Source organism: Cupriavidus sp. PET2-C1, assembly GCF_054515855.1.
Genome location: NZ_CM137259.1, coordinates 4,189,465 through 4,203,160 on the forward strand (window position 1 = coordinate 4,189,465; position 13,696 = coordinate 4,203,160).

Sequence of the window (13,696 nt, forward strand, 5' to 3'; positions counted from 1 at the left end):
TTTGTCGTGGATTCGATGGCCCATCGTAGGGCGCGCCGCCCGCGCCCGCGTTGACCGGGGTCAAGCCGCGGCCCATGACATGCTGCGCGCCACGCACCGGAACATGCCCGGCGTCATGCCAGCGTCACCTGGGCCGTATAGGCTGCGCGGCGCTCTCCCCCAATCATGCAATTCCTGCGATTCCTGCGATTCCTGCAATTCCTGCAATTGCTCTGCACCTGGCCTGGCGGATTCCCATGCACGCTTCTTCCCTGATCGCCAACCCCGCACGGCCGCCGCGCCGCCGGGTCCTGGCCGCACTTGGCAGCGCCATGCTGGCGCCCGCCTCCTTGCTGGCGCAGGCGCCGCCGCGTCGCCCGCTGGTGATCGGCCACCTGGTGGACCGGGGCGGCGCCCAGGCCGATCTGGCGCGCGACTACCTGGCGGGGGCCAAAGTGATGTTCGATGCGGCCAACGCCGGCGCGCGCGAACCGCGCGTGGTGCATGTGGTGCGCGAGGTCGAAGCCGATCCGCGCGCGGCCACCGCGCAGGCGCTGTCGCTGGTCGACGGGGAGCGGGCTGAATTGCTGTTCGGCCCCAGCGATGCCCTGCTGCCGGTGCTGGCCGCCTCGCCCGAGCTGGCCCGGCGCGGCGTGCAGATCGTGGCGCCGTTGTCGGGGCTGTCGCTCGCGGCGGATCACGTCTGGTACACGCGGGCCGACTACCGCAGCGAGCTGGATGCGGCCATCCGGCAGTTGCGCAGCTATGGCCTCAAGCAGCTGGTGCTGGCCGTGGTGCCGGATTTCGCGGCCGGCAGCCTGGCCAGCGGCACGCCCTGGCGGCGCCAGGCCGAGCAGGAGGCGGGACTGCAGGCACTCACGCTGGATGCAGGCAGGGGCAGCGACGCCAGCGCGGTGGCGCTACGCATCGCGGCCGCGCGCCCCGCCGCGGTGATCGTGGCGGGCGATACGCTGGCCTACGGCAATCTTGGCCGCGCACTGGCGGCGCGGGGCTGGTATGGCTTCCTGGTGGGCTTGTCGGCGGTCAACTCGCTGGCGGCACGCGAGATTCTTGGCGCCGGCTACACCGGCGGCATCGTGCTGACGCAGATCGCCCCGGGGCCGCAGGACCTGACCCTGCGCGTGGTCAAGGAGCACGTGAGCCGGATGAAGCAGTTCCTGGACGAGCCCCCCTCGCCGGCCACGCTGGCCGGCTATATCGGCGCGGCCTGGCTGGTGCGCACGGCGCTGGCCGCGCCGCGCGGGACCACCCCGGCGGACCTGCGGCGCGCGCTGCAAGCCCGCGTCGACGTGGGCGATTTCGTGCTGGATTTCACGCACGGCTCGCGCGGCTCGCAGTATGTGCAGCTCGCGGCGATGGGTGGCGGCACGGCACGGTAAGCGGCAGCGCTGGCACCGGGCCGCCCGCGGCTCAGGCGCGCGGCAGCACGATGCGCACCCGCAGGCCGCCTTCCGCCCGGTTGGCCAGGCTGAGCTCGCCGCCGTGGCGCGAAACGATATCCGCGGCGATCGACAGGCCCATGCCGACCCCGCCGGTGGCACGGTTGCGCGAGGATTCGAGCCGGTAGAACGGCTCCAGCACGCGTGCCATTTCCTCCGGCGGAATGCCGGGGCCGTCGTCGCACACATCGATCACCACCCGCTCGGCGCTGTCGGACAGTTCGATGCGCGCGCTGCCGCCGTAGCGGTGCGCGTTCTCGACCAGGTTGACCACGGCCCGGCGCAGTTCGGCCGGATAGGCCAGCAGTGGCTCGGCGTCGCCGGACAGGGTGACGTCCTGGCCGATCTCCGTGGCGTCGTCCACCACGGCCTGCAGCAAGGCATGCACATCCACCCGCTGGCGCGGCGCGGCGGCGCCGTCACGCTCGCGCAGGTAATACAGGGTGGCATCGATCAGACCGTTCATCTCCGCCAGGTCCTGGCGCAGGCGATAGCGGACCTGGTTGTCGTCGACGCCTTCGATGCGCAGGCTCATGCGGGTAAGCGGAGTGCGCAAGTCGTGAGACACGGCAGCCAGGAAGCGCGATTGCTGCGCCAGCTGGGTGCGGATGCGCTGCTGCATGTGGTTGAAGGCCTTGGCCGCGGCGCGGGCCTCGGCCGGACCGCTGTCTTCGTCCAGCGGCGGGGCATGCACATCCTGCGCCAGCTGGCCGGCACTGCTGGCCAGGCGCTGGACGGGCCTGGCCAGCAGACGCGCGCCCACCCACGAGGCAGCCACGATGGCAGCGAGCTGGAACAGCAGCCCGAGGCGGGGCGGCCCGAGGCCATGGACCCGGCGCGGGCGGCGTGGCGGCACTGGAGCCTCAGCTGTGCCCTGGCCGTTGTCCGCGCGCGCCTCGGCATCCGGCGGCGGCGGGAACGCGCCCCGCTGCCCCTCTTCACCCGGAGGCGGGGGCGGCGGCATATCGTCGCCGGGGACGAAGGTGAACCCGGTATGCCCCGGGCGCGGGAACACGCTCTCGATGACCGTGACGCCGAGCAGGTGCACGGCCAGCATGATCGCGGCCATCACCAGGAACAGCCGGATGAACATGGAGTCGTGGCGGGCCACCCAGCCCGCGCGCTCAGGCTTCGACGGCGCCGGTGAAGACATAGCCCTCGCCTCGGACGGTACGGATCAGCGTCGGGTCGCGCGGATCGTCGCGCAGCTTCTGGCGCAGGCGCGAAACCAGCAGGTCGATGCTGCGATCGAAGACATCGAGATCGCGGCCGCGCGCCTGGTTGATCAGCAGCTCGCGATCCAGCACGCGGTTCGGATGCTCGATGAACGCCAGCAGCAGCCGGAATTCCGCATTGGACAACGGCACCACGGTTTCCTCGCCATCCACCAGCTGGCGCAGCGTGGTGTTCAGGCGCCAGCTGCCAAAGCGCAGTTCATGGCCGCCCGGCACCGCCGGGCGCTTCACGCCGCCGCCCCGGGCACGGCGCAGCACGGTGTGGATGCGCGCCACCAGCTCGCGCATCTCGAAGGGCTTGGTGACGTAGTCGTCGGCGCCCACCTCCAGCCCGACCACGCGGTCGGCCAGCTCGGTGCGCGCGGTGAGCATGATCACCGGCAGATCGCTGCGCTCGCGGATCTCGCGGCACAGCGTCAGGCCGTTTTCGCCACGCAAGGAGAGGTCGAGCACCACCAGGTCGTAGTCGCGCGTGGCCATGGCGGCGCGCATGGCGGCGCCGCCTTCGGCGCCGTCGGCTTCGATGCCAAAGGTGGATAGGTACTCGGCCAGCATGGAGCGGATCTGCGGATCGTCGTCGACGATCAGCAAATGAAGGGGCGAGGCGGGAGAATGGTCCATCGGGTTTCGTCGTGCTTTGCAGCGGTTCGCCGCGTCGTTCGCGGCAGGTTGGTGCGCCGGCAGGCCGGTATTGCTGCGGATTGGCGGGGCCGATCAGGGCGGCCCGGCAAGCCGCCGCCGCCAGGGATTCACTCTACCAGCCCGGCGCGGCGGCCTGATAGGCAGGGTGTGGCCGCTTTGTACCGGGCTTGATACAAAGCGGCGCGCCCGGCGGCCCGCTTTGTACGGCATTGCTTCCGCGCGCTGACCAAGCGCTCAAGCAACAGCGGGCGGGCCTTTCTACTATGGCATGTCGTTATCCCGCCGCTTTTGTGCGTGCCAGTTCCTGACCGGCAGGCCACGGCAGCCCGGCGCCCCCGCTATGCTTGAAACCATCGGCATCACGTTGGCAATCCCGGGCCTCTCCCCGCATGACCTCCATGGAGAATCCTTGTGACCCAGCCCCAAGCCTTGCTGCCCCGCATCCGCTCCTTGTTGTCCCTTGCCGTGCTGTGCGGCGCCAGCGCCTTGACGCTGCCGGCGCACGCGCTGCAGACCAGCCCGCAGACAATTGCCGGCCACGGCCGCCCGGCGGCACCCGCATCGCTGCGCGAAGCGCTGGCGCTCACGCCCGCCCAGGCCACCCTATGGCAAGCCGCCCTGGACGCGGCGCGGGAAGCGCATGCGCACGCGCTGGAACTGCAGGCGCGCTTTATCCGCGAAGGAGGCGGCCCCGGCCAGCCAGAGGGGCCCGAGTCGTCGCTGCGCGCCCGCGCGGAGCGGGAAGACCGCCTGCACGACGCGCTCGACAAGGATCGCCGCGCTGCGCGCGATCGCTGGATCGCATTTGAAGAAAGCCTGGATGCCGGCCAGCGCAAACGCCTGCGCGACATGCCGGAGGGCCGCCTGGCGGGTGCGCCGCGGGGCGCATTCGGCCCCGGCCCCCACCCTTTCCCCGGTGCCATGGCAGGCGCCATGCCCGGCCGTGGACCGGCGCCCATGCCCTGCGCCTTCGGCGCGAACGGCCCATTCGGCGTACCCGGCGCTGCGGGGCTTCACCAACAAGGAGCGCCAGATGCCCAGTAAGCCCCTCGACCTCGCAGGCCCGATCGCAGCTAGCGGCAGCCGCCGCCGCTTCCTCGGTGGTGTACTGGGAGGATCACTCGGTGCCGGGTTGATCGGGCTGGCGGGCGACGCCGCCGCGCAACCTGCCGCCTGCCTGCTCACGCCGGCCCTGACCGAGGGCCCGTTCTATATCGACCAGGCGCTGGTGCGCAGCGATATCCGCGATGGCCGGCCGGGCCAGTTGCTGCGGCTCCGGCTGCGCGTGGTGGACACCGACCGCGGCTGCACGCCCGTGGCCGGCGCGCTGGCCAGCATCTGGCATTGCGATGCCGGCGGCAGCTACAGCGGCTACGACCAGGGCAGCATGCCGCCGCCACCTGCGGACGGCCCTGGCCCGGGCCCGGACGGCGGCGGCATGCGCGCCCTGCCCGCCAGCCCCGCCCGCTTCCTGCGCGGCGTGCAACCCACCGGCGCCGATGGCGCCGCGCAGTTCCTGACGATCTACCCGGGCTGGTACGCGCCGCGCGCGGTGCATATCCACTTGAAGATCCATCTCGGCAAGACCGAGGTACTGACCAGCCAGCTGTTCTTTGACGATGCGCTCAGCCGCGAGGTGCATCTCCAGCATGCCGCGTATCGCGCGCGAGGCGCTTCGCCCGTGCAAAACGCGCAGGACGGCATTGCCGGCACGCGCCCCAACCTGCTGCGGGTACGCCGCCTGCGGGACGCGGCCGGCACGCTGGAAGGCGAATTCACCCTGGGCATCGCGCGCGCCTGACGGCCACGGGATCTGGCGGATGGATTCCCTAAAAAAACGCCCCCGTACCCAAGTGCGGAGGCGCTGAACAGGGAAGAAGTCGGGCGTGTTGCCCGGCCACGCCGCTCCGAAGGGACGAAACGGCGCGGCGCCTGGTCCATACGTCGGGCCAGGCACTGGCGATGTTAGACAGACATCGGGCGGGGGTCATGTCCCGCTTGTAGGCCAATGTATCGACTTTGTACGATTGGCACCGGGATGGGGCACGGAACGCCCGCCGAGGCCGGTCATGCCGAGGTCATGCCGAGGTCTTGCCGGGCGTTCCCAGCAAGGCCTTGAGCCCGGCCAGGCGGTCCTTGGGGCTCATGGCGGGCGTCTCGTCCTTGATCGCGGGCGCCTCTTCGAGCTTCATCTCGCCGATAAAGCGCGAGGGCTCGCAAGAGTAGGTATCGCGGGCGCGCTTGCGCTTCTTGCACCAGCTCAGGTGCAGGCTGCGCTGCGCACGCGTGATGCCGACATACATCAGGCGGCGCTCTTCCTCGATCTTTTCGTCGCTCATGTCTTCGTCTTCGCGGCAGTGGGGCAGGATGCCCTCTTCCACGCCGACCAGGAACACGTGCGGGTACTCCAGCCCCTTGGAGGCGTGCAGCGTTGACAGGCGCACCGCGTCGGGATCTTCCTCGCGGCCTTCGAGCATGCTCATCAGGGCCACGGTCTGGGTCAGCTCCAGCAGGTTCTTGCCTTCGTCGCCAAAGCCATCGGCGGTGTCGAAGCCGGTGGCCTCCTCGCCCTCGCCCGAGGCCTCGGGCTTGGTGCCCTTGCGCTTGAGCCAGTCGAGGAATTCCAGCGTGTTGGTCCAGCGCGATTGGGCCTGGCGCTCGTCGAAGGTGTCGTACAGGTAGGCCTCGTAGTGGATGCCTTCCATCATGTCGTCGAGCACCTGGGTGGCGGGATCGCTGGCCGCGCGCCCGGCCAGGCGCACCATGGCCTCGCAGAACACCCGCAGCGGCTCCAGCTGGCGCGGCTGGAGCTTGCCTTCGATGCCGCCCATCATGGCGGCCTCGAACAACGACACCTTGGCCTGGCCGGCGAAGGTGCCCAGCACTTCCAGCGTGGTGTTGCCCACGCCGCGCTTGGGCGTGGTGATGGCGCGGATGAAGGCCGGATCGTCGTCCGGGTTGGCGATCAGGCGCAGGTAGGCGCAGATGTCCTTGATCTCGGCCTTATCAAAAAAGCTCTGCCCGCCCGAGAGCACATAGGGAATGCGCTCGCGGCGCAGGATCTGCTCGAACAGGCGCGCCTGGTGGTTGCCGCGATACAGGATGGCGTAGTCGCGGAATTGCGCGCGCCGCTCGAACTTGTGGGCCGACAAGCGGAACACGACCGACTCCGCCTCGTGCTCCTCATCGTTCATCGGGTTGACGGCAATGGGGTCGCCCATGCCGTGCTCGCTCCACAGCTTCTTGTCGAACAGCTTGGGATTGTTGGAGATGACCGCGTTGGCCGCCTCCAGGATGCGCACGGTGGAGCGGTAGTTCTGCTCCAGCTTGACCACCTTCAGGTCGGGGAAATCGGTCTGCAGCAGCTTGAGGTTGTCCAGCGTGGCGCCGCGCCAGCCGTAGATGGCCTGGTCGTCGTCGCCCACCGCGGTGAAGGCCGGCGCGCGCAGGTGCGAGCCGCCGGCGAGCTGCTTGAGCAGTTGGTACTGGCAGGCGTTGGTGTCCTGGTACTCGTCCACCAGGAAGTAGCGCAGCCGGTTCTGCCAGCGCAGGCGCACCTCTTCGTTGCGCGCGAACAGCTCAGCCGGCAGGCGGATCAGGTCGTCGAAGTCCACCGCCTGGTAGGCATGCAGCGTAGCCACGTAGTTGCGGTAGATCAGCGCCGCCTGGTGATCGTCGGGGTTGTCGGCCTGGGCGATGGCGGTCTCGGGATCGACCATGCCGTTCTTCCACAGCGAGATGGTGCTCTGCACGCTGCGGATCAGCTTCTTGTCGGTGGAGGCGAGCTGCTCCTGCACCATGCCGAAGCAATCGTCCGAGTCCATGATGGAGAAGCGCGGCTTCAAGCCCACGTGCTCGGCCTCGGCGCGCAGGATCTGCACGCCCAGCGAGTGGAAGGTGCTCACCGTGATCTGCTTGATGGGGATGCGCTTGCCCTCGCGCGTGGTCTTGCCTTCCATCAGCTTGGCGATCCGCTCCTGCATCTCCTTGGCGGCCTTGTTGGTGAAGGTCACCGCTGCGATGTGCTTGGGCTGGAAACCCTTGTCCTCGATCAGGTGGGCGATCTTCTGCGTGATCACCCGGGTCTTGCCCGAGCCGGCGCCGGCGAGCACCAGGCAGGGGCCGTCGAGGTAGCGAACGGCTTCGGATTGGGCAGGGTTGAGTCCGTGGGTCATGCGTGGCGGGAAGTGACGGATGTGCAGCGTGGAGGCGCGCGCTGGCTGGGCGGAGGGTGGATGCTAACACGCGGCCGAGGCGCCTTTGCGGCAATGAAAGTGGCTCGGCAGGGAGGAGGTAACACTTCGTAAGGTCCGGATCCATGGGCATGCCGGCACCGTCTAACTTACATGTCCGCACGTGTGCGCTCCGTGCCGGATGCATGTCACGATACATTGGAGCGAATCATGAAAACCCTGCAATCCCTGGGCAAGGTCGCCTTGATCGGTATCGCGGTAGCGAGCATGGCCGGCTGTGCCGACATGACTCCCAAGCAACGTAACACCGCGATCGGCGCCGGCGTGGGCGCGGTCGGCGGCGCGGTGCTGACCGGCGGTGATGCACTGGGCACGCTCGGCGGCGCCGCGGTTGGCGGCGTGATCGGTAACGTCACGACCGACAACCCTCGCAGGAGGTAGGCGAGCCGCCCGGCCCTTGCGCCGTTCCGATGGCGCCGGGGTCGGCGCGGACCGCGTTGACAAAGCCTGGGAGCTCCCGTAAATTGCGCGCATCCGACCGGGAGAGCGCGCAGATCTTGCGCCGCCGAAGGGGTATCACCCGAAAACTCTCAGGCACCATGGACTGGTTGGATCGGCTTGCAACATGCACACGATGCACGCCGTACTCTGGAGAGCGGCACCCGCCACTGATCGATCCGTCGACGGCATTGGTGAGCGTGCCCACCGAAGGGGCGCGCAAGGCTAGGGTTTCCAGCAATTGGGATCCCGCCTTGTAATCTCTCAGGTATCGAGGACAGAGGGGTCATCCGCCGCAGCGGATCTGGCAGCGCTATGGCGCGCCGAATCCTGCGGCGGATGGCCCTTTTTCGTTTTCGAACCGAGATTTGCCTTCCCCCGAGGATTCCATGACGCTCCAGGCCACGCCCCTCAACGCCATCCACCGCGCACTCGGCGCCCGCATGGTCGACTTCGGCGGCTGGGACATGCCGGTCAACTACGGCTCCCAGATCGAGGAACACCATGCCGTGCGCAGCGATGCCGGCATGTTCGACGTCTCCCACATGTGCGTGGTCGACCTCAAGGGCGCCAATGTGCGCCCCTTCCTGCGCGGCCTTCTGGCCAACAACGTCGACAAGCTGCAAACGCCGGGCAAGGCGCTGTACTCCTGCATGCTGGATGAGAAGGGCGGCGTCATCGACGACCTGATCGTCTATTTCTTCGCCGAGGACGACTTCCGCCTGGTGGTCAACGCCGGTACGGCCAATGACGACATCCAGTGGATCGCGGCACGCAATGCCGCCACCGGCAGTGGCGTGGCCATCACCCCACGCCGCGGCGACAACGCGCCCGAAGGCGTGGAGCCGCTGGCTATCGTCGCCGTGCAAGGCCCGAACGCCCGCGCCAAGGTCTGGAGCGCCTTCCCCTCCACGCAACCCAGCGAAGCCCTGAAGCCGTTCAATGCGCTGGTCGTGCAGGATCCCGCGCTGGGCGAAGTCATGGTGGCGCGCACCGGTTACACCGGTGAAGACGGTTTCGAACTGGTGGTGCCCGCTGCGAATGTGGCTGGCCTGTGGGAAAAGCTGGTCGCCGAGGGCGTGCGCCCGGCGGGCCTGGGCGCGCGCGACACGCTGCGCCTGGAGGCCGGCATGAACCTGTACGGCCAGGACATGGATATCCACACCTCGCCGCTCAATGCCGGCCTGGCCTGGACCGTGGACCTGCAAAGCGAACGCGACTTCACCGGCAAGGCGGCCCTGGTCGCCGGCGGCCAGGCCCAGCAGTTCGTCGGGCTGATCCTGCGCGAAAAAGGCGGCGTGCTGCGCGCCCATCAGAAGGTCATCACCCCCGCTGGCGAAGGCGAAATCACCAGCGGCACCTTCAGCCCCTCGCTGTCCCAATCCATCGCTTTTGCCCGCCTGCCGCGCGACGTGGCCATCGGCGCCGAAGTGCAGGTCGAGATCCGCGACCGCAAACTCGCCGCGACTGTGGTTAAACTGCCGTTTGTGCGCAATGGCAAGGCACTCGTGAGCTGAACGCTCGCACCGGTCACAGCGCGCCCGCCGGCGGTTACCCCGTCGAACATCGACACCCCCCGGCTGGCGCTGAATAACAAATTGAATCTGGAGCAATCCCATGAATTTCCCCGCCGACCTGAAATACACCGAGTCCCATGAGTGGGTGCGCGTCGAAGCCGACGGCACGCTGACCATCGGCATCACCGACCACGCGCAGGACGCGCTGGGCGACATCGTCTTCCTGGAACTGCCGGAAGTGGGCAAGTCGGTCGGCGCCGGCGACGCGCTGGCCGTGGTGGAATCGGTCAAGGCCGCATCCGACATCTACGCGCCGGTGGCCGGCGAAGTGATCGCCATCAACGACGCCGCCGCCGCCTCGCCGGAAAGCGTCAATGCCGACGCGTTCGACGCCTGGCTGTTCAAGCTCAAGCCGGCCAACAGCGACGACGTGAACGGCCTGATGTCGGCCGACGCCTATAAGGCCAACGTCGGCGCCTGATGCCAAGTCGTCATTCCCGCGCCACGGGAATGACGGATAAAGACTGCCGCGACGCGGACCGGGCCGACCACCCGCCGCACGCTCCCACGAGATTCTTGCCATGAACGCCCCGCTGCCCATGACCGCCGCCCAAGTTGCCCGGCCCACGCTGGCCGAACTGGAGGCGCGCGACGCCTTCGCCTCCCGCCATATCGGCCCCGACGACGCCGAACAACAGCACATGCTCAAGGTGCTGGGCTATGACAGCCGCGCCGCACTGATCGACGCCGTCATCCCCGCCGCCATCCGCCGCCGCGACGGCATGCCGCTGGGCGAGTTCACCGCGCCGCTGACCGAAGAAGCCGCGCTGGCCAAGCTGCGTGGCCTGGCCAGCAAGAACCGCGTGCTCAAGAGCTTTATCGGCCAGGGCTACTACAACACGCTGACCCCGGGCGTGGTGCTGCGCAACATCTTCGAGAACCCGGCCTGGTACACCGCCTACACGCCCTACCAGCCCGAGATCTCCCAAGGCCGCCTGGAAGCCATGCTGAACTTCCAGCAAATGGTGACCGACCTGACCGGCCTGGACATCGCCAATGCGTCGATGCTGGATGAAGGCACGGCGGCTGCCGAAGCCATGACGCTGCTGCAGCGCGTCAACAAGCACGCCTCCACCACCTTCTATGTCGCGGACGACGTGCTGCCGCAAACGCTGGAAGTGGTACGCACCCGCGCGCTGCCGCTGGGCATCGAAGTCAAGGTTGGCCCCGCTGCCGAAGCGGCCGGCGCCCATGCCTTCGGCGTGCTGCTGCAGTACCCCGGCGTGAACGGCGATGTGGCCGACTACCGCGCCATCGCCGATGCGGTGCACGCTGCCGGCGGCCTCGTGGTGGCTGCCGCCGACCTGCTGGCGCTGACCCTGATCGCCGCGCCCGGCGAGTGGGGCGCCGACGTGGCGGTGGGCAACTCGCAACGCTTTGGCGTGCCGCTCGGCTTTGGCGGCCCGCACGCCGGCTACATGGCGGTCAAGGATGCCTTCAAGCGCTCCATGCCCGGCCGCCTGGTGGGCGTGACCATCGACGCGCAAGGCAACAAGGCATACCGCCTGGCCCTGCAAACGCGCGAGCAGCATATCCGCCGCGAGAAAGCGACGTCGAACATCTGCACGGCACAGGTACTGCTGGCTGTGATGGCCTCGATGTACGCCGTGTACCACGGCCCGCAAGGCCTCAAGCGCATCGCCCAGCGCGTGCACCGCCTGACGGCCACGCTGGCCGGCGGCCTGGAGCAACTGGGCTACGCGCGCACCAACGCCACCTTCTTCGATACGCTGACGGTGGAAACCGGCTTCAATACCGAAGCCCTGCATGCTTCGGCAACCGCGCGGGGCATCAACCTGCGCCACGCCGGCGCCACCCGCATCGGCATCTCGCTGGATGAGACCGCCTCGCGCGAGGACGTCATCGCCCTGCTGGAAATCTTCGCCCACGGCAAGCCGGTGCCCGGCTTCGATGCACTCGAAGCCGCCGCGCTAGATGCGTTCCCGGCCGGCCTGGCGCGCCAGAGCACCTACCTGACGCACCCGGTGTTCAACACGCACCACGCCGAGCACGAAATGCTGCGCTACCTGCGCATGCTGGCCGACAAGGACCTGGCGCTGGACCGCACCATGATCCCGCTGGGCTCGTGCACCATGAAGCTCAACGCCACCAGCGAGATGATCCCGGTGACGTGGCCCGAGTTCAGCAAGATCCACCCGTTCGCGCCGCTGGACCAGACGGTCGGCTACCGCGAGATGATCGACCAGCTCGAAGCCATGCTGTGCGCCGCCACCGGCTACGCCGCGGTCAGCCTGCAGCCCAATGCCGGCTCGCAAGGCGAATACGCCGGCCTGCTGATCATCCATGCGTACCACGCCAGCCGTGGCGAAAGCCACCGCGACATCTGCCTGATCCCCTCCTCCGCGCACGGCACCAACCCGGCGTCGGCACAGATGGCCGGCATGAAGGTGGTGGTGGTGGCCTGTGACGAGAACGGCAACGTCGACCTGGCAGACCTGGCGAAAAAGGCCGAGCAGCACAGCAAGAACCTCGCCGCGATCATGATCACCTATCCGTCTACGCACGGCGTATTCGAACAGGGCGTGCAGCAGATCTGCGACATCGTGCACCAGCACGGTGGCCAGGTCTATGTGGACGGCGCCAACATGAACGCCATGGTCGGCACCGCCGCGCCAGGCCAGTTCGGTGGCGACGTGTCCCACCTGAACCTGCACAAGACCTTCTGCATCCCCCACGGCGGTGGCGGCCCGGGCGTTGGCCCGGTGGCGGTCGGCGCGCATCTGGCTGACTTCCTGCCCAACCAGGACAGCGTGGGCTATCGCCGCGACGACCAGGGCATCGGCGGCGTGTCCGCCGCGCCGTTCGGCTCGGCCAGCATCCTGCCGATCTCGTGGATGTACATCGCCATGATGGGCTCGGCCGGCCTGACCGCCGCCACCGAAAACGCCATCCTGGCCGCCAACTACGTGGCGCGCCGCCTGTCGCCGCACTTCCCCGTGCTCTACACCGGCCAGCACGGCCTGGTGGCGCACGAGTGCATCCTGGACGTGCGCGCGCTGCAGAAGACCACCGGCATCTCCAACGAGGACGTGGCCAAGCGCCTGATGGACTACGGCTTCCACGCCCCCACCATGAGCTTCCCGGTGCCGGGCACGCTAATGATCGAGCCGACCGAGAGCGAAGCCCTGCACGAGCTGGACCGCTTTATCGACGCGATGATCGCCATCCGCGCCGAGATCGCCCGCGTGGAAGACGGCACCTTCGACCGCGAGGACAACCCGCTGAAGAACGCGCCGCACACCGCCGCGGTGATCACCGCCGACGTGTGGGAACACAAGTACACGCGCCAGGAAGCCGCCTACCCGGTGGCCGCGCTGCGCACGCAGAAGTACTGGCCGCCCGTTGGCCGTGCGGACAACGTGTACGGCGACCGCAACCTGTTCTGCGCCTGCGTGCCCATGAGCGAGTACGCTGAAGAGTAAGCGGGCATGAGGCCGGGGCCGCCGCGGGTCGCGGCTGCCCCGGCGCATCGCCCTCGCGCTATGCTCTGTGTGGATGCGCGGCCATCCGGCCGTGCCCGGAATGCGGAGCACGCATGTGGAATCTCAGCGCCCCATGGTGGGAATTCGTCCTGCGCGGACTGATCGTCTACGGCAGCCTGCTGGTGCTGCTGCGGCTGTCCGGCAAGCGCCAGATCGGGCAGCTCACCTCGCTCGACCTGGTGCTGCTGCTGGTGCTGTCCAACGCCGTGCAGAATTCCATGAACGCCGGGGACAACTCCGTCACGGCCGGGTTGATCCTGGCGGTGACGCTGGTCGGCGCCAACCTTGTGCTGGCGTGGCTGAGCTGGCGCAGCCGGCGCTTCGAGAACGTCGTCGAGGGGCGCCCGCAGATATTGATTCACGACGGCATGGTTTTCGGTGACGTGATGAAGCGCGCTTTCGTGACCCGCGACGACCTGCACAAGGCACTACGCCATGCAGGGTGCGAGCGCGTTGCCGATGTGCATTTCGCGATCCTCGAGAACGACGGCACCATCAGCGTGCTGGTAAAGAAAGACGCGCCGCCCACGCCGCCCAATGCGGCGGGTTCGCTGTGGCGCGCCCCCATTAATCAGGACATGGACGCGCCGGTCTGATCCCGGCGCTAGC

Annotated in this window: 11 protein-coding genes and 2 riboswitches; of the genes, 8 read left to right on the plus strand and 3 right to left on the minus strand. The window is 68.5% G+C overall.

From position 1 onward, the window contains the following. Positions 1–236: 236 nt before the first annotated feature. Complete coding sequence (locus ACX12D_RS19040; protein ID WP_459372292.1) at positions 237–1,379, plus strand: ABC transporter substrate-binding protein; 1,143 nt, start codon at positions 237–239, stop codon at positions 1,377–1,379. A 31-nt stretch (positions 1,380–1,410) separates the two neighbouring features. Here the strand turns inward: ACX12D_RS19040 and ACX12D_RS19045 are convergent, their stop codons facing one another. Both ACX12D_RS19045 and ACX12D_RS19050 read right to left on the minus strand, forming a co-directional pair. Then, positions 1,411–2,592: an ATP-binding protein gene (locus tag ACX12D_RS19045; RefSeq protein ID WP_459372293.1), complete on the minus strand. Its 1,182-nt coding sequence runs from the start codon at positions 2,590–2,592 to the stop codon at positions 1,411–1,413. Beyond that, positions 2,564–3,295, minus strand: coding sequence for a response regulator (locus ACX12D_RS19050; RefSeq protein WP_459372295.1), 732 nt, complete (start codon positions 3,293–3,295; stop codon positions 2,564–2,566). Before ACX12D_RS19050 ends, ACX12D_RS19045 begins: the two co-directional genes overlap by 29 nt. Positions 3,296–3,727: 432 nt before the next feature. Here ACX12D_RS19050 and ACX12D_RS19055 point away from each other — a divergent pair, with 432 nt between their 5' ends. Both ACX12D_RS19055 and ACX12D_RS19060 read left to right on the plus strand, forming a co-directional pair. Further along, positions 3,728–4,360, plus strand: a complete 633-nt coding sequence (locus ACX12D_RS19055) for a hypothetical protein (RefSeq protein ID WP_459372296.1) — start codon at positions 3,728–3,730, stop codon at positions 4,358–4,360. Continuing rightward, complete coding sequence (locus tag ACX12D_RS19060) at positions 4,350–5,117, plus strand: intradiol ring-cleavage dioxygenase (protein ID WP_459372297.1); 768 nt, start codon at positions 4,350–4,352, stop codon at positions 5,115–5,117. The genes ACX12D_RS19055 and ACX12D_RS19060 overlap by 11 nt, the downstream gene beginning before the upstream one ends. Before the next feature lie 277 nt (positions 5,118–5,394). Here the strand turns inward: ACX12D_RS19060 and ACX12D_RS19065 are convergent, their stop codons facing one another. After that, positions 5,395–7,491 (minus strand): UvrD-helicase domain-containing protein, encoded by a 2,097-nt coding sequence (locus tag ACX12D_RS19065; protein WP_441635730.1) that lies wholly within the window; start codon positions 7,489–7,491, stop codon positions 5,395–5,397. Between the two features lie 228 nt (positions 7,492–7,719). On the opposite strand from ACX12D_RS19065, the gene ACX12D_RS19070 reads away from it, so the two are divergent. From ACX12D_RS19070 to ACX12D_RS19090, 5 genes are all read left to right on the plus strand, one after another. Continuing rightward, a complete protein-coding gene (locus ACX12D_RS19070; protein WP_459372298.1) occupies positions 7,720–7,950 on the plus strand; it encodes a glycine zipper 2TM domain-containing protein in 231 nt (76 codons plus the stop codon). 88 nt (positions 7,951–8,038) lie between these two features. Next, positions 8,039–8,126: riboswitch (glycine riboswitch) on the plus strand. Between the two features lie 21 nt (positions 8,127–8,147). Beyond that, a riboswitch (glycine riboswitch) is annotated at positions 8,148–8,298 on the plus strand. A 98-nt stretch (positions 8,299–8,396) separates the two neighbouring features. Next, the gene (gene gcvT, locus ACX12D_RS19075; protein WP_459372299.1) at positions 8,397–9,524 is read left to right on the plus strand and encodes a glycine cleavage system aminomethyltransferase GcvT; all 1,128 of its coding nucleotides are present in this window, start codon (positions 8,397–8,399) and stop codon (positions 9,522–9,524) included. A gap of 100 nt (positions 9,525–9,624) precedes the next feature. Further along, positions 9,625–10,005: a glycine cleavage system protein GcvH gene (gene gcvH, locus ACX12D_RS19080; RefSeq protein WP_150987481.1), complete on the plus strand. Its 381-nt coding sequence runs from the start codon at positions 9,625–9,627 to the stop codon at positions 10,003–10,005. A gap of 100 nt (positions 10,006–10,105) precedes the next feature. Then, positions 10,106–13,027, plus strand: a complete 2,922-nt coding sequence (gene gcvP, locus ACX12D_RS19085) for an aminomethyl-transferring glycine dehydrogenase (protein ID WP_459372300.1) — start codon at positions 10,106–10,108, stop codon at positions 13,025–13,027. Between the two features lie 113 nt (positions 13,028–13,140). Next, positions 13,141–13,683: a DUF421 domain-containing protein gene (locus ACX12D_RS19090; protein ID WP_459372301.1), complete on the plus strand. Its 543-nt coding sequence runs from the start codon at positions 13,141–13,143 to the stop codon at positions 13,681–13,683. Positions 13,684–13,696 lie beyond the last annotated feature (13 nt).